Source organism: Paenibacillus sp. JNU01 (assembly GCF_059130585.1).
The window spans coordinates 5,535,201-5,552,017 of the sequence record NZ_CP169723.1 but is presented as its reverse complement, the minus strand read 5'-3'; the positions used below and the strand labels follow the sequence as shown (position 1 = coordinate 5,552,017).

Genomic DNA, 16,817 nt, shown 5'->3' with positions numbered 1-16,817 from the left:
TATTGTCTATCGGCTGTAATCACCGTTTTTGCCACCACTCTTGGAATTCAGCATGGTTGGACCGATAATCATATCTTTTTGCATGGCCTTGCACATGTCATAGACCGTCAGTGCTGCAGCCGAGGCAGCCGTGAGCGCCTCCATCTCAACACCCGTCTTACCTTCGGTTTTGACAGTAACTTCAATGTGTAATTCATCCACTCCGTTATCATGAAAACGAATATCCACACCCGTCAGTGCCAGCGGATGGCACATCGGAATCCAGTCCGACGTTTTCTTCGCGCCTTGAATCCCGGCAATCTGAGCCACAGCCAGAACATCACCTTTGCCGATTCGGCCCTCCCGAATCGCTTCCAGTGTATCTGGATTCATCGTCACCTTGGTTACGGCCACAGCCGTACGCACGGTAATTTCCTTACCCGAAATATCAACCATCCGGGCCCGCCCCTGTTCATTAAAATGGGTCAGTTTTCCACCCGAAGCCTGGCCGTTGTTCACTTCTGAACTCAATCACATCACAACCCTTTATTCGATATGTAATATACCTTCGGTTGTTATCAACAGATCCATCCGCAGATCGAGCAGGTCCATCGGGATCTCCTCTTGTAACTGACCCGGCAATACCATCGCAGCCATCAAAGGTTTCTTGCCCGTCATCACACATGTTGCTGCAAGCGTCTCGGCAAAACGATCATAATAACCGCCACCGTAACCAATACGCCCCCCATGCAGATCATAACCAAGCCCCGGTACCAGTACGAGATCGATATCCGGCCAATCTTCAGGCTTGAGAACTTCACAGGAATCCTTGGGTTCCGGTATCCCCCATATGCCTGGCTCCAGATCCCGTTCTCCGGTCACTCGCCGTAGCTCCATTCGAGGTGGGTTCGCCAACACTTTCGGTGCATACATCACATCTCCATGATTCCAGCCCTCTTGAAAAAGAAAAGCTGTGGATGCTTCGCTTCCATAGGACAGATAACTGAATATGACGAGTGGTCTGTTCATGACCTTACTCTTGGCCTGTCTAAGGCGATCCAGCTCACGCCTCATTCCAACGTTAATCTTAGTCATCGCCTGCTGATGCATGCTCGCATCCATCAGATCACGGCTCTGTCTCAGTCTGGATCGAAGCTGGCTTTTCAGTTCCGCATGATCCTGCATATCCTTGAATAACCTCCTGTTGATAGGGAAGGTACAAAAAAGCGCTCATTAAAAAACAATTTATATGTTATGACCAGTTGTCATCTTGTTGAAAAGGTTAAAATGATTCATTTTCTGCAAAATCCTCATGTAATAACATGCCTTCTTTCAGTTTATCATTGATTGATCAAAAAGACTACATGCCCCATGCGTTCCCAATCGGTGCAATTGCTCTGTATTTCATGTAAACTGGGATATAGTTGTCATATCAAGAACTGGACCTATGGAGGAACTTAATTTTATGCTGCTGCAAGTATCCGGAATTATCAAACGTTTTGGTGTCGATCCAATCCTGGACGGCGTGAACTTACAAATATTAGAACGCGAGCGCATCGGCCTCGTTGGTGTAAACGGTGCAGGAAAATCCACTTTGCTCAAAATTGTAGCTGGTGAAATGTCTTATGACGGGGGACAGATTTTCAAATCCAAAGAAACGACGCTCGGTTACCTGGCTCAGAATAGCGGGCTGCAATCCGATCGCACCATCTGGGAAGAAATGATGAACGTGTTCGCTCACCTGACACAGGCTGAAGCCGATTTGCGTCAGATGGAGCGCGATATTGCCGACCCTGCCCAGATGGAAGACGAGAAAAAGTACGCGGACCTGCTGGAACGTTATGCGAAACGCTCCGACTGGTTCAAGGACCATGGCGGTTATGAGATGGAAACCCGCATTCGCAGCGTATTGCACGGGATGGGATTCGGGGAATTTTCGCCGGACACCCCCATTGCTACGCTGAGCGGCGGGCAGAAGACACGCCTTGCACTTGCTCGCATTTTGCTTCAGGCACCCGATCTGCTCATGCTGGACGAGCCTACCAACTATCTCGATATCGCAACCCTCACCTGGTTGGAAGATTATCTGAGAGGTTATTCAGGCGCATTGCTCGTGGTATCCCATGACCGGTACTTCCTCGATCGGCTCGTAACGACCATCGTAGAGATCGAACGGCATCGCTCCAAAAAATATACGGGCAATTATAGCCGTTATATGGAACTCAAGGCTGCCGAATATGAGACGCAGATGAAGCAATATGAGAAACAACAGGGTGAAATCTCGAAGATGGAAGATTTTGTCCAGAAAAATATTGTACGTGCATCGACGACCAAACGGGCTCAAAGTCGCCGGAAGGCCCTCGAAAAAATGGAGCGCCTAGATAAGCCGATGGGAGATTTGAAAAAAGCTCATTTTTCCTTCGAAACAGCCGTGATGTCTGGCAAAGAAGTGCTTCGTGTGGATCAACTGTCTGTCGCTTATGACGAGGCTTCTCCATTGTTCCGCAATGTATCCTTTGATCTGCGGCGCGGGGAAACCGTTGCTCTGATCGGTCCAAACGGTATCGGCAAATCCACCATGCTGAAGTGTCTCACCGGAAGTTTACGTCCGGTATCCGGGGATATCCAATGGGGAACGAAAGTCCAGATTGGCTATTATGATCAGGAACAGACGGGGCTCAATCCGTCCAACACGGTTCTGGAAGAACTGTGGAGTGCCTATCCGGGGATGGAAGAAGCACGTATTCGTACCGTACTCGGGAATTTTTTGTTCAGCGGTGACGATGTGCTCAAGAAAATCTCTTCCCTCAGCGGCGGCGAGAAAGCACGTGTCTCTCTATCCAAGCTGATGCTGAAGGAAGCCAATATGCTCATTCTGGATGAGCCTACGAACCATCTCGACCTGTTTGCCAAAGAGGTGCTGGAAGCGGCGTTAATGGATTATGAAGGTACCCTGCTGTTCATTTCCCATGACCGATACTTCCTCAACAAAATGGCCGAGCGCATTGTCGAGCTTCATCCAGGTGGAACAGAACACTATCTCGGAAATTATGATGATTATGTGGAGAAGAAACAGGAGCTTGAGGACATCGCACGCGAAGCTGCTGAGGCACGTCAAGCTTCATCCAAGAACTCTTCCAAATCCGATCCGAGTACAGCAACAACCGAAAAATCTGGAGCGGCTTCGTTCGAAGCGGAAAAACAAGCAAAGCGTGAAGAACGTAACCGGCAACGCAAGCAGGAAGCTCTGGAACAACAGATCGCGGAACTGGAAACGAAAATTACAGAGCTTGAGGAGCAGATGGCTCTGCCTGAAATCTACCAGGATTATATGAAGCTGCAAGAACTCCAGCAACAATCGGAGGAGCGCAAAGCAGAGCTCACCAAGGCGTATGAGGAGTGGGAAGAACTAGCTATGGAATAGCCCAAATTGAGAAACATGGCTTGAACAAGTCCTTACAAATATAGTTGTACCTCGGCTGATTCCTTACTGGGATCAGCTTTTTGTTTAAGTTGGGGTGACTTGTTTTGGATTTTGTCAAATTCACTCGAATGAGGAGAAATATTTTTATACGCCCATCTTTCATACTTATCCACAGCAAAGCAAGATAGCAAGCACATTAATAACCTTAATTATACAGCGGTAGAATAGCCTTTTACACACAAAAACCATATTTATCCACCAAGTTATCCACGTTATCCACAACTTTGTGGATAGTAAGGAGTCGTTCTATCCCCTAAACCCTTTTCGTTTCGAAAACTGCACTGGTTTGACTTTATCCCAGTTACCCACAATTTTCACTGGATATGTGGATAACTATAGTCACACCTTGACAAATAGACTTTCCCTCTCTTCATACTTCCTCCATAAAAAGACAAAAGCAGACCTCTGTCGTTCAAGGCCTGCCCGTTGTTTACTCACATGATGCAATGTAGATCAAATCGAATCGCGATGAGTACTATACCTGCTGCACATACGATCTGACCCAGATGATCTACGCATGTGCTTGTTCATGATGTTCGGAAGGCTCCGCCTTCAGCCCAGCAGCATTGCAAGCCGCCACATAAGCCAAACCGGCAGCCATGACGATATCATTATGTGTTGCCGTTCCCCGGAACTCACGTCCTGCACGCTCCACGGTAACTACAGCCTCCGCACTTGCACCCTCTCCACCGCTCAAGGCATGCATCTCCATATCAACAAAAGCAATGTCATCCGAAATACTCTGACCAATCGCACGAATGGTCGCATCCACTGGACCCCCGCCAACGGCAGAGTAAGACTGTTCTCCAGCACTTGTACGAATACGAACGGCGGCCATTCGATCGGTCATGCTGCCCGCCGTCACCTGCAATTCAACCAGCTCATAATCCTGTGCAGGAATATTCATGGTCTGGCTAACCATCTGCAGCAACTGGTCGTCACTGACCACTTTTTGCTGGTCTGCGGTTTCTTTGAACACCTCATACAATTGCTCCATTTGTTGCTCATCCGGCTCAAAACCGTATTTGCGAACCCGATCCTTCAGAGCGTGACGACCAGAGTGTTTGCCCAGAATAATCATGCTGCGAGGGATACCCAGCGCTTCCGGGTCCATAATCTCATAAGTGCTCCGATTCTTCAGCAGACCATCCTGATGGATGCCGGATTCATGCTGGAATGCATTACGTCCCACCACCGGTTTGTTGTATGCAATCGGGAAGTGCATGGCACGGCTAATCTGACGAGAAGTCTCATACAGCTGGTTCAGCTTAATGTTGGTCGTTGCACCAATTGCATCTCCCCGGGTCTCCAGAGCCATAATCAGTTCTTCCAGTGCACAGTTCCCCGTCCGTTCTCCGATACCATTGATCGTCACTTCAATCTGGGAAGCCCCATTGGCAATCGCGGCCAAACTATTCGCTACAGCCAGGCCCAGATCATTGTGACAGTGTGCACTATAGCGAACCTGATCGCCTCCTCTTGCACCCTCACGTACCCGGCGGAACATCTCGCCATACTCATGTGGCAGAGCATAACCAACGGTATCCGGCAGGTTGATAATACTCGCTCCAGCTTCAATAGCGACTTCAACCATTTCAATCAGATCGTCCATCTTGGTACGAGCCGCATCCATAGCAGTGAACTCTACGATGTCCGTGAACTGACGCGCATAAGATACCATCTCACGAGCGGTAGCCACCACTTCACTACGCGGACGGCGCAGCTGATGCTCTATATGAATATCCGAGGAAGAGATAAACAGGTGAATTCGGCGCCGTGCTGCATCTGCTGTTGCCTGAACGGCTGCATCAATATCACCTTTGACCGCACGCGCGAATCCACAAATCTCCACGTTCTGCAACTGTCTCGAAATCGCCTGAACCGCCGCGAACTCACCTGGACTGGAGATCGGGAATCCAGGCTCAATGACGTCAATCCCCAGAGATGCCAGTTGGTGGGCCAGTTCGATCTTTTGCTCGGGTTGCAGACTCGCTCCCGGGGCCTGTTCTCCATCGCGCAGCGTTGTATCAAAAATCTCAATCATACGTTTGTTATTAATCGTTGTCATATTCATCAACCTCCATCAAATTTTATATTCATTTTTGTTACGATCCACGAGCCATAGAACACCCGCTGATCGCCATCAATGTTGTTATATATTTTGTTTGTAAATGCGTATGTCGTTAGTAGCTTAGTCCTTGGTAATCATTAGAGCCTATTGCATATTTAGTGCCTATACTTGATATTTCATGTTCATTTACTCGATGTTCCATATTCATTGCTCGTTTGTTAAATAGCCTACTTGCTTGTGACAGGCTGTACGTCGACTTACACCCTGTCTTTCTCCCTTTTCAATCTCCATATGGTTTATCCCATGCCCACCCTGCTGCCGGCAGCAAACACAAATAACCCGCCATCTCATATAAGAGACGGCGGGTTATTATCCCCTCCGCGGTACCACTCTCGCTTGATGGGTCAGGCTTGCGCCGGACTCCATCCACCTCGTCGTCTCCGATATCCGCTGAATGTGCGTGCACGTACATTCATCACTGGAATTCGGAGAAACACCCTATAACGCGGGTTAACCGTTGCTGTGTAACACATGTCGTTGTCCATCAGGACAACTGGACGATTGATATCATCCCCACGCTTCCACAACTCCGTTCCCGGGCGAGATTCGAATGACTTAAGCCACTGCGTCGCACCACCCCGCAGCTCTCTGAGCGCTTTATCATTCTACTGCTCCCGTTCATCACATTTAACCTATGACCTAACTTCATTCATCCTTATTTTAAAAATCAAAAAAAGCCTGCCACCTCATGCAATAATGCAAGAGACGACAGGCTGTTCACCTTCGCGGTACCACTCTTGTTGACTTCCTTCCTGTTCATTCAAGAGAACCCCTAGATGCTTTCGCACCTCCGGATCACTTGAAGCAGCCTGAAAGCCCCCTCAGTTATTGTCGGCAATCCTTGTAATAACGGTCCTTCCGACAACGGCCCATTCACGGAGGCAACCCGTAACCATGTACTTTGGGCCATAATCGGCCTTCGGATTCTCCCGGGGAGTCACCGTGTTCCATCGTTCCGCTTCCAGGTGAGTTTCAGGTTTCCTTCGACTGCGTTGCACCAACCCGCAGCTCTCTAAACCGGGAATTGACCTTACTATTCCTGTTCATCGCGTTTAACCATTCAGGAAAATAACTTCCTGTTTAAATTTGTAACTAATATACATTCTTCACATGCAGGCTGTCAACTCTTATCTCAAACGGCCTGTTTATAGGGACTGAACGGACCATGCCTCCAGGGAAAGCCCCGGGTCAGCTTTGGCATCAAATTCAGAGATTTCTCCCCGCTGCCATTTCAGATATGCAGCCGCTCCGATCATGGCCGCGTTATCCGTACAATATTCCATTGGCGGGATTAACAGCTCAAGCCCTTCCTTCGTGCATCGCTCCTGTAATGCAGAGCGCAATCCCCGGTTAGCGGCAACACCACCACACAACAGCAATTGTTTTGAACCATACTCACGAACGGCTCTTACTGCTTTCTCCACCAGGACTTCTACGACAGCTTCCTGGAAACCACGTGCAACGGCAGATGGCTCCAAGGTTTCTCCGCGCATTTTAGCCTGATTGAGCGTATTCAGTACAGCAGACTTCAGACCACTGAGACTGAAATCATATGAACCTGCTTCCAGCCATACCCTTGGTAGTGGTACCACATCCTCCGCTTCAGACGCCATCCGGTCCACATGCGGACCTCCCGGATAAGGACAGCCCAATGCACGTGCTACTTTGTCATAGGCTTCGCCGACGGCATCATCTCGCGTACGACCAATCAACTTGAACTTGCCTTCGGATTCCATATGCACAAGTTCTGTATGTCCACCCGATACGACCAGTGCCATCGCCGGGTATTGCAGTTCATGGGTAAGTCGGTTGGCATAAATATGCCCAGCAATATGGTGTGTGCCAATGAGCGGTTTGCCCAGTGCCATCGCCAGCGTTTTGGCCGCAACAATGCCTACCAGCAATGCCCCAACGAGTCCCGGGCCTTGCGTCACGGCAATTGCACTCAGATCACGCGGACGAATACCGGATTGTTCGATCGCCTGTTCCAGCATCAACGTAATGACTTCCACGTGTTTACGTGAAGCGACTTCAGGGACCACACCACCAAATGCCTTATGCGTCTCGATCTGACTTGAGATCAGATTGGACAGCACTTCCCGTCCGTCCTTGACTACAGCTACCGATGTTTCATCACAGCTTGTCTCCACCGCCAAAATGTAGGATGGTGCAGAATTTATTTTTTCATTGAGTTCGTTCATGAATCCAGTACGCTTCCTTCCTCTTCGCCGCTCCGGCCTGCAGACGGCAAGTTCGCCCACATAATCATCGCATCTTCCCCATTATCGGAGTAATACCCTTTACGAAGACCCGCCGATTCAAACCCTTTTTTCTGATATAAACGCTGAGCTATGCTGTTCGACACTCTGACCTCCAGCGTCATTCGTTCCATCCCGAGATAAGCCGCTGTACTCATTAATTCATCCAGTAACTTTTCGCCAAGCTTGCGTCCACGATACGCGCCTCTGACTGCAATATTGGTAATATGGGCTTCATCCATAATCGTCCACATTCCGGCATAACCAATGGCTTTGCCTTCCAATTCCATCACCATATATTTAGCAAATTGATTGTGTGTCAATTCATTTTGAAATGCTTCTTCTGTCCAAGGCAGGGTAAAGGCCTCATGTTCAATCTCCATCACATCGGGAATATCCGCGAGTGTCATGAACCTGAACTGAAGCGATGCTTCCTGCTTATTATTCGCCACGTTGTCCATCTGCTTCCCCTCCCCTTCAGCTTTTGCGCAGCAGATTGGCTTCCGCTTCAGACAACTGGGTGTAGTTCGGCACCAGCGCATGCACGTCATCACGCTGACCTGCAAGCAGCGCGGCGGCGCCAAGCCGCCCAACCCAGCGGCCTTCCAGCTCATAAGGTACGAGCTGGAGCGCCGTTCCTGCGGGGCAGCGAAGCTCCGCCGCTGCCGCAGCATGAGGGCCCGTCTCGCCGACGAACCAGACGGCTGCGGGCCGCTCTTCCGGCGCCGCCTCCGCCATGCGGGCGGCGAGGGCTTCCAGCCATCCGTCCATCTTGCGGATGGCATCAGGCGCCAGACGCCGGGGCGCATCGCTCCCGGCGGAGGCAAACAGCGCGGTGCACGCTTGACCGCGCCGTGCATCCACAAGCGGAACGATCCAGTGGACAGGGGCAGCACCTGTGCTGCCCTGGTCCGCGGATGGCGTTCCGCCAGCCCCTGCTGCGGCATCGTCTGCCGCAGCTTCCGCCTTGGCGGCAAGGCCGCTGTGCCAGCCGCCCCAGGCGAGGGCCTGAAGGCTGGACACCCCGGCTACGGGGATGTCCCACGCCCAGGCCAGTGTCTTCGCCGCGGTCACCGCAATGCGGATGCCCGTGTACGAGCCTGGCCCAACGCCAACGGCAATGCCGTCCAGTTGGCCAGGGTGTGTGCTGCTGGCGGCCAGCAGCTGTTCCATCACCGGTACAACGTGTACCGAATGGTTGCGCTCAGCCCGTTCATTGCGTTCTTCCAGAAGCGCATGACCTTCCATCATCGCAGCAGCCATTACTGCGGTGGATGTATCCAACGCCAAAAACCGCTGACGCGGCTCTTTTTGTAAATCTTCCATCATCATTTGACCCCATTCTGTCTGAACTGTCGGCACAAGGCTGCATAAGTCTCGCCGTACCCATCCAGTGTAATCGTTCGATCCTCCAGGCCCGTTGTTTCAATCTGCACATGCAAGTGCTCTTGCGGTAGCAATTCGGGAATGATACTCGACCACTCCACCAGACTGACTCCGGCTCCATAGAAATATTCATCAAGTCCAAGCTCATCCGCTTCTTCCAGCGATATGCGATATACATCCATGTGATATAAAGGCAGACGCCCTTCGTACTCCTTGATTAGCGTGAATGTGGGACTGCTCACCACATCACGTACACCCAAATGCCAGGCAAATTTCTGCGAAAATGCCGTTTTACCCGCACCCAGATCACCATCCAAAGCAATTACCATGCCGGCGTTTGCCTGTCTGGCGAGTGCGGAAGCGAGTGCTTCTGTATCTGCAATGCCATGGGATAAAAACACCCACTGCTCGTGCGTCTGATTCAATATTCGCCCCACCTTTGGCGGTCTAGCCGCCTGAGTTCACTTTGAACCTTATTATATCGGTCCCTTTCTTCCCCCGCAACAACCCTAGCAAAAACCAAAAACCGGCACCTCCCGGTACCGGCCGTGTTATACATATATTCAGCTTTTATTCATTCTCGAATTGCTTAATAACAATATGCTACTTGTACCTACTCCTCCAAGCGATCCACACGTACCGTCTGGGTATTTCCTGGTCTGCTGCCAACCTGAACGGTCGCCATACCATTGGCTTCATCCACATTCTCGATCCAGACCGGATCTCCTTCCAGCGTAACGGCAATCGTATCCTTGGAATCATATATCGCTTTGGCACGCTTTGCATCCATCATCTTATTCATACTCCCCTTCCGGATCCTCATGTGATTCTCGAACCATGCTATCTGTTGTACTTTCACCAATATAACCGTTATCTTCCGTAACTTGTCCCCCGCCTAACCCTTCATTCACCATCCGGTCAATGTCGAGCATGAACGACTCCCGATCAAGGGGCAATTTTTCGGAGGTTACCGCTTCCCAGTTCACAGCTGTAGCGGGTGTATAGAATTCTTCTGCGCTTTCGGCTTCCGCAAGAGGATACGGAGAAAACGCATGCTTGTGTGCTTCCTCTTCATCCCGTCTGTTCTTCATTTCAGCACCTCCCAGCTTAATCATTGTGAGATCACTTCTGTTATCATCCCCGAGTCTCGTCGAACCATACGAATTCGTTCGTCCATAAGACGATTATCCCTTGCGCCATATGCCCATACTATTGAATATAAATCCGTGTTCAACAAATCCGGTTTTCAGTAACGGACATTCGGCTGACGTAATCAAAAGCTGAATTTTTGAACACCCTTTCGAAAGGAGCCGACCTATGCATACCGTCTGGAAAGGCGCAATCAGTTTTGGCCTTGTTCATGTCCCTGTCAAAATGTTCTCGGCTACCGAAGACAAAGACATCTCCATGCGCTATATCCATAAAGTCTGCGGCAGCCCGCTCGCTTATGTTCGCCAATGTCCATCCTGTGAAGTGGACGTCAAATGGGAAGAGATCACCAAAGGCTATGAATATGAAAAAGGAAAGTTCGTACTCTTCGAAAAAGATGAATTAGAAGCGTTAAATGATTCCACCAACAAAACCATCACCATACTGGATTTTGTAGACTTAACTGAGATTGACCCGATTTATTTTCAGAAAACATATTATCTTTCGCCCGATCAGGCCGGGGGAAATGCCTACCAACTGTTGATGAACGCGATGCGGGATACCGGCAAAATCGGCATCGCCAAAATCTCCATTCGTTCCAAGAGCAGTCTGGCTGCCATACGCGTGTTGGAAGATTGCCTCTCCATGGAGACGATTTTCTATCCGGACGAGATTCGTCCTGTCTCCCAGGTGCCTAACTTGCCGGAAGTGCAAAACGTGAATGAGAAGGAACTCACGATGGCAAAGCTGTTGATTGATCAATTGTCTACGCCTTTTGAACCTGGTAAATACACCGATGACTATCGCAACAAACTGCTGGATCTTATCCAGCACAAAGTGGCAGGCGAAGAAATCAAGATTGCTCCAGCCAAACCTGAAGCTAATGTGATGGATTTGATGGCTGCCTTACAGGCAAGCATCGAGGCGGTGAAACCTATTCCGGCTGACCCTGGGACAACAACGGCCAAACCGAAGAAACGCGCAGCGCGAAAATCGTCCGCTCAGGCGGCTGCCGGAGGGGAATCCGATGCACCTGCACCAGCCAAAAGGAAAAAGGCAGCACCCAAACCAAAAGTTTGAATGTCGTCAACACAAGAACGATTCCGTTATCTGCTCATGTAATGAAATTTACTCCAATCCGGCTTCACAGTCGGATTTTTTGTTTTTGTAAAATGCGATTGACGAAAGCTGATTTATATTTTATATTAACTTATGAAAAGTAACTTATTTATGAATATACAGTCACTCTGCAATCCTGCTTTAACAACATGCAATCTAATAATTCATCTTCAACGCATATACACATTCAAACGAGAACCCATATTATTTATTATCAGGAGGAAACAATCATGAATACACCGTATCAAATCCCTGCCACAACCCATCTGGATGAAGTGAGTCTCCGAATTATGAACCTGGACCGTTCGATTAAGTTCTATACCGATGTAGTTGGATTGAAATTACTGGAGCGGAGTGACAAAGTGGCTACGTTGACAGCTGACGGAAAACATTCCCTGCTGCGATTGGAAGAGCTCACGGATGGCATTACCCTGCCGGAACGCTCACACGCTGGCTTGTATCATTTCGCCATTCTGCTGCCTGACCGTAAGTCCCTGGGTCTCGCTCTTCGTAATCTGGCTGCATCCGGTATCGATATCGGCCAAGGCGATCACTTGGTCAGCGAAGCCTTCTATATCTCCGATCCCGATCAGAACGGGATTGAAATCTATGCTGACCGTGCACGTGATACCTGGAAACGGGATAGCGACAATAACTACGTGATGGCAAGTGATCCGGTTGATGTGGAAAGCCTGTTTGCCATATCGGAGAATGAACCTTGGCAAGGTCTGCCTGCTGGCACAGTTATCGGTCACGTTCATTTGCACGTCCGCAGCCTGGAAGAAGCCCGCAACTTCTACACCGGCATACTCGGTTTTGATATCGTGGGTAACTTCGCCAACATGTCAGCACTATTTGTATCCGCAGGCGGCTATCATCATCATCTGGGACTCAATATCTGGGCAGGAGTGAATGCACCTGTCAATCCAGATAACGCTACAGGAATTGATTACTTCACCATTGTGTACGCCACCAAGGAACAATTGGAACAGGCACTTGAACAATTACGTCAATCCGGTGCAGTCGTTACACCAGTAGAGGACACTTGGTTTACGGTAGACCCACAGAATATTCGTATACGTCTGACAACTGCGAACTGATTCTATGTAGCCGTTATAATACAATATGATTGCTTAACCACATGTTAATAAGCCCGGGTAACTGATTTCTCTACATCACAGAGAGGTCGGCTGCACGGGCTTTTTACATTGGCTTTTATAAAACTGGCACAATTGGTGCATTCTAACCAATACATAGACATGATCTGTTAAGGAGATACTTCATGATCGAAAAGGGACGTTTGACTGTTAGACAGCTCGCTTCACTTATGTTCCTGTGCACCATCGGGGAGCAAATTCTCGTCTTCCCTTCCATGATCACATCCTATGCTCATCAGGATGCCTGGTTATCAGCCTTGTTGGGAGTCGCAGGGGGCCTTGGAATACTCTTCATTATGCTTGTTGCCTACAGAACGCATCCCCGGCTGAATCTGATTCAAAATGCCCTTCGAACATTGGGACCCTGGATCGGGACATTGTTTGGTTCTTTTTATATTTTTTATTTCCTAATCAGCACCTCAACGTTCATTAGGGAGATTGGCGATTTTATGTCTACCCAGATCTTGCCGGAATCTCCATTAATGATCCTTCATTTGGTTTTTATGTGTGCACTTGTCTGGGGGCTTTTTTCCGGTCTGGAGAGCATTGGTAAGACTGCTGAGGTCTTTCTTCCTCTGATCGTATTGTTTCTGCTTTTTCTGACGGTATTTCTAATCCCCCATATACGTATAGCTAACATCCAACCTGTGCTTGCACAAGGCTTTCTTGATCCATTCAAAGGTTTTGTTGCTGTACTCACCTATCCTTACTGCGAGTTGTGCATCTTCATGATGCTCTTTCCCTACACGAAAGATGAGCCCCATCTGCAAAAGGACATTCTGTTCGCTGGCATGATTGGTGGATTGTTACTCACATTGACGCTAAGCATGTGTCTGTTCGTTATGGGACCATGGATGACGCAGCATCACTGGTTCGCTTCATTCAACCTTTCACAGAAGATCAATATCGGAAACTTTATGCAACGCGTCGAAGCCTTCATAACATCGGTCTGGATTATTGCTGTTTTTTTCAAAGCCGCTCTGTTCTTCTACGGTTTTATCCTGGGCGTCGCTCACCTGTTTCACTTGTCCAGTCACCGTTCTCTGATCCTGCCGGGTTCCATGCTTATTCTCGCCATGTCTATTCTAATCGCTCCGAACGAGACCTTTTATCTCAAGGTCATCATTCCCTATTGGATTGATTGGGATCTGACCTGTGGTATTGCACTTCCGTTACTGCTCATTCTGGTGCATCATATGAAGTCCCGCTTCCAAAAAATATAACAAAATTCTGAATGAACCTGCGCCGGATCATTAGGGCGAGGAAGGAGTTCCCCATGTTCAAACCGCTGATTCCGTTCGAACCCATCTCCAGGGATACCTTGCCCACAGGACCTCAATGGATTGCACAAATCAAGTGGGATGGAGTCCGTATGCTTGCTTATGAGGACGGGCATGAGCTTCGCCTGGTGAATCGCAGGTTACATGATCGAACCGCACAGTATCCCGAGTTGGTCACACCACGTAATTTATGTTCAGGAGCATCCTATATCTTGGATGGAGAAGTAATTGCACTGGACCCGGACACCGGCAAACCTTCGTTTTATCACGTTCTGCGGCGGGATCGCATGAGCAGACCGGAAGGCATCGCCCAAGCCATACATCAGATTCCGGTCACGTATATGGTATTTGATATCCTGTTCTATGAGGGACAATGGGTGACGGATCAGCCTTTGGCAGATCGACAGCGCCTGTTGCACGAGGTTCTTAACAGCGCTCCCCATGTTCAGGAGGTTACCAATACACTTGATGCCGCATCCCTGCTTACGGTCATGAGACAGCATCAGATGGAAGGCATCGTCTGTAAGGATCTCACCAGCACTTATGGCATACAGGGTAAGGATCAGCGCTGGCAGAAGGTCAAAATCATGCATGATGTATATGCCATGATCGGGGGTGTCACGTACCGAAGCGGTATTGTGAACGCCATCGCGGTTGGCGTATATGATGGGCCTAACTTTGTCTATATTGGTCATGTCGGGACAGGCAAGCTGAACTCCAATACTTGGCGTGAACTTACCCATCAGGTTGAGCCTCTGATTAGGCAGGACCGACCGTTCCATAATGTACCCGAACGCAGTGCGGAAACCACCTGGGTAGAACCACGAATAGGTGTCAAAGTGCAATATATGGAACTGACGCATCATCGCACACTACGCCATCCCAGTATTCAGACCTTCGCAGAGGTAACCCGTGAGGATTGCCTGGCGAATCAGCTTCTTCAATGAATGAGTTCGTATATAGATTACGTATAGGAGGTGTTCGGTGTGGCCCCTAAGATTCAAGGAACCATCATAATAGAAGGCACAGAGCTAACCGTTACGAACCCGGACAAGCTGTTATGGCCGGAAGCAGGTGTCACCAAAGCAATCTATCTGCAAAAGCTGGCAGCTTTAGCTCCATATCTGCTCACATATACAAGCAATCGACTATTAACCACCATAAGATACCCCCATGGAGCGGGAGGGACATTTTTCTACCAAAAGAATGCCCCCGAACCCGTCCCGGATTATGTTCGGACTGAAGTACACGATGGCATCCGTTATGTGGTAATGAATGGACTGCCTGAATTATTGTGGCTCGGCAACCTGGCTGCACTTGAATTCCATCCTTCTCTTCATGCTGTCGGAAGCCTGCTGCCCTGTGAATGGATGATTGATCTGGACCCCTCTCAGGAACATGAGCCACGGATCATGCAGGCTGCACTCATCGTTGGAGAAACCTTGACTTCCCTTGGTCTGAGGTCCATTCCCAAAACTTCAGGGGCAACCGGAGTTCAGATTATCGTTCCTATTGTGCAAGGTGTTACCTTTGATGAATTGCGGGATATCGGTTATTTTGTTGGCAAATATGTCACGCAGAAGCACCCCGATCTGTTCACACTGGAACGACTCAAAAAGGATCGTGGAGACCGCATATATTTTGACTACCTCCAGCATTATGGTGGCAAGACCCTTGCGGCCCCCTATACACCTCGTGCCAAATCAGGAGCCACCGTATCTACGCCACTTACCTGGGATGAGGTTCGAAACAACGTCTCCATCCAGGATTACCATCTGATGAACATTGTGGAGCGCCTGAATGATATCGGAGATTTGATCGCAGCCGTCGAGCCGCAACCGGTTGAACTCATTCTCAAGCATTTGAAGAAAAAATAGCCGACCCCCTTATCACAAGGGAGTCGGCTATTATCATATATGCGTGGATAAATCGCTAATGGATACCTTTTTTCTTGAAACGTCCGCCCTTCACGTCGTGAATGTTACCGATCGCCACAAAAGCTTGCGGGTCCCAATCTTCAACGATGGACTTGAGTTTGGCTTCTTCCAAGCGGGTAATGACAACAAAGATGATCTTTTTCTCGTCGCCGCTGAATCCACCCTCGCCATCCAGGAAAGTTACACCACGACCAAGACGGTCTGTCAGGGCTGAACCGATATCACGATACTTCTCACTAATGATCCATACCGATTTGGACTGATCCAGTCCCTCATTCACGATATCAATCATCTTCATCGCAATATAATATGCAATCATGGAATACAGGGCATTCGGCCAACCGAATACAAATCCTGCACCTGCGAAAATAAATACGTTAATGAACAATACAATCTGTCCTACAGACAACGGTGACTTCTCACTAAGCAGGATAGCCACAATCTCCGTACCGTCCAGTGAACCGCCAGACCGAATAACGAGTCCAACACCCACACCCAGAATCAATCCGCCAAAAACTGCTCCCAGCAAAGGCTCACCCGGTGTTAATGCAGGAACATGGTGCAATAACGAAGTCCCGATGGACATGACCACGATCCCCAGCAATGTGGATAACGCAAATGTTTTACCAATCTGCTTGTAACCCAGAATCAGGAACGGCAAGTTGAGCAAGGTCAGGAATACGCCGAGTGGCAGATGTGTAAGCTCTGACACCATAATTGAAATCCCCGTAATCCCACCATCAATAACACCATTCGGTACGAGAAATACTTCAAGCGATACAGCCATTAGTGCAGCACCGATCAGAATCATCACAATACGTTGCAGCAGCTTTAAAGTAAACACCGAGCTTTTGACCCCGCGGTCAGCTTGCTTGGCTGTTAGTTCTTTCACCGTTACATTGGACATGGTATCCCCCCCGTTAAATCAGTGTGTGAA

17 protein-coding genes and 1 other annotated feature are annotated in these 16,817 nt (G+C 49.1%); of the genes, 6 read left to right on the top strand and 11 right to left on the bottom strand.

Annotated elements, in window-relative coordinates:
• Positions 1–6: 6 nt before the first annotated feature.
• A complete protein-coding gene (gene moaC / locus NLBNIHML_RS24095) occupies positions 7–435 on the bottom strand; it encodes a cyclic pyranopterin monophosphate synthase MoaC (RefSeq protein WP_047844160.1) in 429 nt (142 codons plus the stop codon).
• Between the two features lie 90 nt (positions 436–525).
• Entirely contained in the window at positions 526–1,164 is a 639-nt protein-coding gene (locus NLBNIHML_RS24090; protein WP_339240315.1) for a 5-formyltetrahydrofolate cyclo-ligase, read from the bottom strand.
• Positions 1,165–1,444: 280 nt separating this feature from the next.
• Between NLBNIHML_RS24090 and NLBNIHML_RS24085 the strand changes: the two genes are divergently transcribed.
• Entirely contained in the window at positions 1,445–3,403 is a 1,959-nt protein-coding gene (locus tag NLBNIHML_RS24085) for an ABC-F family ATP-binding cassette domain-containing protein (RefSeq protein ID WP_339240314.1), read from the top strand.
• A gap of 571 nt (positions 3,404–3,974) precedes the next feature.
• On the opposite strand, the gene NLBNIHML_RS24080 is transcribed toward NLBNIHML_RS24085, so the two are convergent.
• From NLBNIHML_RS24080 to NLBNIHML_RS24045, 8 genes are all read right to left on the bottom strand, one after another.
• A complete protein-coding gene (locus NLBNIHML_RS24080) occupies positions 3,975–5,531 on the bottom strand; it encodes a 2-isopropylmalate synthase (protein ID WP_253431642.1) in 1,557 nt (518 codons plus the stop codon).
• A 283-nt stretch (positions 5,532–5,814) separates the two neighbouring features.
• A complete protein-coding gene (locus tag NLBNIHML_RS24075; RefSeq protein WP_494352958.1) occupies positions 5,815–6,000 on the bottom strand; it encodes a hypothetical protein in 186 nt (61 codons plus the stop codon).
• Positions 6,001–6,292: 292 nt separating this feature from the next.
• Positions 6,293–6,650, bottom strand: a binding site (T-box leader).
• 89 nt (positions 6,651–6,739) lie between these two features.
• Positions 6,740–7,795 carry a tRNA (adenosine(37)-N6)-threonylcarbamoyltransferase complex transferase subunit TsaD gene (gene tsaD, locus NLBNIHML_RS24070; protein ID WP_494352957.1) on the bottom strand — a complete coding sequence of 352 codons (1,056 nt, stop codon included), beginning with the start codon at positions 7,793–7,795 and terminating at the stop codon, positions 6,740–6,742.
• Positions 7,792–8,313 carry a ribosomal protein S18-alanine N-acetyltransferase gene (gene rimI / locus NLBNIHML_RS24065; RefSeq protein ID WP_237176573.1) on the bottom strand — a complete coding sequence of 174 codons (522 nt, stop codon included), beginning with the start codon at positions 8,311–8,313 and terminating at the stop codon, positions 7,792–7,794. Before rimI ends, tsaD begins: the two co-directional genes overlap by 4 nt.
• Before the next feature lie 16 nt (positions 8,314–8,329).
• Positions 8,330–9,178, bottom strand: coding sequence for a tRNA (adenosine(37)-N6)-threonylcarbamoyltransferase complex dimerization subunit type 1 TsaB (tsaB, locus tag NLBNIHML_RS24060; protein WP_494354756.1), 849 nt, complete (start codon positions 9,176–9,178; stop codon positions 8,330–8,332).
• A 2-nt stretch (positions 9,179–9,180) separates the two neighbouring features.
• A complete protein-coding gene (gene tsaE, locus NLBNIHML_RS24055; protein ID WP_339240310.1) occupies positions 9,181–9,663 on the bottom strand; it encodes a tRNA (adenosine(37)-N6)-threonylcarbamoyltransferase complex ATPase subunit type 1 TsaE in 483 nt (160 codons plus the stop codon).
• Between the two features lie 188 nt (positions 9,664–9,851).
• A complete protein-coding gene (locus NLBNIHML_RS24050; RefSeq protein WP_026081228.1) occupies positions 9,852–10,028 on the bottom strand; it encodes an H-type small acid-soluble spore protein in 177 nt (58 codons plus the stop codon).
• A 4-nt stretch (positions 10,029–10,032) separates the two neighbouring features.
• Positions 10,033–10,329: a hypothetical protein gene (locus NLBNIHML_RS24045; protein ID WP_342572158.1), complete on the bottom strand. Its 297-nt coding sequence runs from the start codon at positions 10,327–10,329 to the stop codon at positions 10,033–10,035.
• 226 nt (positions 10,330–10,555) lie between these two features.
• Between NLBNIHML_RS24045 and ku the strand changes: the two genes are divergently transcribed.
• The 5 genes from ku to ligD all read left to right on the top strand — a co-directional run bounded on the left by ku (position 10,556) and on the right by ligD (position 15,820).
• Positions 10,556–11,467 (top strand): non-homologous end joining protein Ku, encoded by a 912-nt coding sequence (ku, locus tag NLBNIHML_RS24040; protein ID WP_494352956.1) that lies wholly within the window; start codon positions 10,556–10,558, stop codon positions 11,465–11,467.
• 269 nt (positions 11,468–11,736) lie between these two features.
• Positions 11,737–12,606, top strand: coding sequence for a VOC family protein (locus NLBNIHML_RS24035; RefSeq protein ID WP_494352955.1), 870 nt, complete (start codon positions 11,737–11,739; stop codon positions 12,604–12,606).
• Positions 12,607–12,788: 182 nt separating this feature from the next.
• Entirely contained in the window at positions 12,789–13,886 is a 1,098-nt protein-coding gene (locus NLBNIHML_RS24030; protein ID WP_339240305.1) for a GerAB/ArcD/ProY family transporter, read from the top strand.
• Between the two features lie 53 nt (positions 13,887–13,939).
• Positions 13,940–14,890 carry an ATP-dependent DNA ligase gene (locus tag NLBNIHML_RS24025; RefSeq protein WP_339259436.1) on the top strand — a complete coding sequence of 317 codons (951 nt, stop codon included), beginning with the start codon at positions 13,940–13,942 and terminating at the stop codon, positions 14,888–14,890.
• A gap of 39 nt (positions 14,891–14,929) precedes the next feature.
• A complete protein-coding gene (ligD, locus tag NLBNIHML_RS24020; protein WP_339259435.1) occupies positions 14,930–15,820 on the top strand; it encodes a non-homologous end-joining DNA ligase in 891 nt (296 codons plus the stop codon).
• A 55-nt stretch (positions 15,821–15,875) separates the two neighbouring features.
• Here ligD and NLBNIHML_RS24015 read toward each other — a convergent pair whose 3' ends face one another.
• Positions 15,876–16,787, bottom strand: a complete 912-nt coding sequence (locus NLBNIHML_RS24015) for a YitT family protein (protein WP_278296378.1) — start codon at positions 16,785–16,787, stop codon at positions 15,876–15,878.
• Positions 16,788–16,817 lie beyond the last annotated feature (30 nt).

Coding starts and splice junctions, on each gene's coding strand:
- NLBNIHML_RS24080 (WP_253431642.1), bottom strand. CDS start 5,531: ATGACAACGATTAATAACAAACGTATGATTGAGATTTTTGATACAACG.
- NLBNIHML_RS24015 (WP_278296378.1), bottom strand. CDS start 16,787: ATGTCCAATGTAACGGTGAAAGAACTAACAGCCAAGCAAGCTGACCGC.
- NLBNIHML_RS24085 (WP_339240314.1), top strand. CDS start 1,445: ATGCTGCTGCAAGTATCCGGAATTATCAAACGTTTTGGTGTCGATCCA.
- ku (WP_494352956.1), top strand. CDS start 10,556: ATGCATACCGTCTGGAAAGGCGCAATCAGTTTTGGCCTTGTTCATGTC.
- NLBNIHML_RS24050 (WP_026081228.1), bottom strand. CDS start 10,028: ATGGATGCAAAGCGTGCCAAAGCGATATATGATTCCAAGGATACGATT.
- NLBNIHML_RS24090 (WP_339240315.1), bottom strand. CDS start 1,164: ATGCAGGATCATGCGGAACTGAAAAGCCAGCTTCGATCCAGACTGAGA.
- NLBNIHML_RS24025 (WP_339259436.1), top strand. CDS start 13,940: ATGTTCAAACCGCTGATTCCGTTCGAACCCATCTCCAGGGATACCTTG.
- tsaB (WP_494354756.1), bottom strand. CDS start 9,178: ATGGAAGATTTACAAAAAGAGCCGCGTCAGCGGTTTTTGGCGTTGGAT.
- tsaD (WP_494352957.1), bottom strand. CDS start 7,795: ATGAACGAACTCAATGAAAAAATAAATTCTGCACCATCCTACATTTTG.
- NLBNIHML_RS24035 (WP_494352955.1), top strand. CDS start 11,737: ATGAATACACCGTATCAAATCCCTGCCACAACCCATCTGGATGAAGTG.
- rimI (WP_237176573.1), bottom strand. CDS start 8,313: ATGGACAACGTGGCGAATAATAAGCAGGAAGCATCGCTTCAGTTCAGG.
- NLBNIHML_RS24030 (WP_339240305.1), top strand. CDS start 12,789: ATGATCGAAAAGGGACGTTTGACTGTTAGACAGCTCGCTTCACTTATG.
- moaC (WP_047844160.1), bottom strand. CDS start 435: ATGGTTGATATTTCGGGTAAGGAAATTACCGTGCGTACGGCTGTGGCC.
- NLBNIHML_RS24045 (WP_342572158.1), bottom strand. CDS start 10,329: ATGAAGAACAGACGGGATGAAGAGGAAGCACACAAGCATGCGTTTTCT.